This window comes from Neisseria sp. 19428wB4_WF04, from assembly GCF_015235335.1.
Taxonomy (GTDB): Bacteria; Pseudomonadota; Gammaproteobacteria; order Burkholderiales; family Neisseriaceae; genus Neisseria; species Neisseria musculi.
The window spans coordinates 1-394 of the sequence record NZ_JADGLG010000194.1 but is presented as its reverse complement, the minus strand read 5'-3'; the positions used below and the strand labels follow the sequence as shown (position 1 = coordinate 394).

The following is a 394-nucleotide window of genomic DNA, read 5'->3' as shown; positions in this document are numbered from 1 at the left end:
GTCTTGGCAATGGTGGAAGAGTCCAAAAACAGTCCTTACCTAGAAGGTTTAGATTTAGAAAGTTAGGAGAAAAAACATGAAACATATTCCAAATTTACAAGTTGCCCTTGACCATTCAGACTTGCAGGGAGCGATTAAAGCAGCTGTTTCCGTTGGTCATGAAGTGGATGTTATCGAGGCAGGTACCGTTTGTTTGCTTCAAGTTGGTAGCGAATTGGTAGAAGTGCTACGTAGCCTCTTCCAAGACAAAATTATCGTTGCAGATACCAAGTGTGCGGATGCGGGTGGTACTGTGGCTAAAAACAATGCTGTTCGTGGTGCGGACTGGATGACTTGTATTTGTTCAGCAACTATTCCAACTATGGCAGCTGCTTTGAAGGCTATCAAGGAAGTG

General features: G+C 43.7%; 1 protein-coding gene. It reads left to right on the top strand.

Annotation, left to right across the window (positions count from 1 at the left end):
* Nucleotides 1–76: 76 nt before the first annotated feature.
* Nucleotides 77–394 (top strand): orotidine 5'-phosphate decarboxylase / HUMPS family protein (locus IR141_RS12965; protein ID WP_194198409.1); only part of this gene is annotated, 318 nt, incomplete at its 3' end.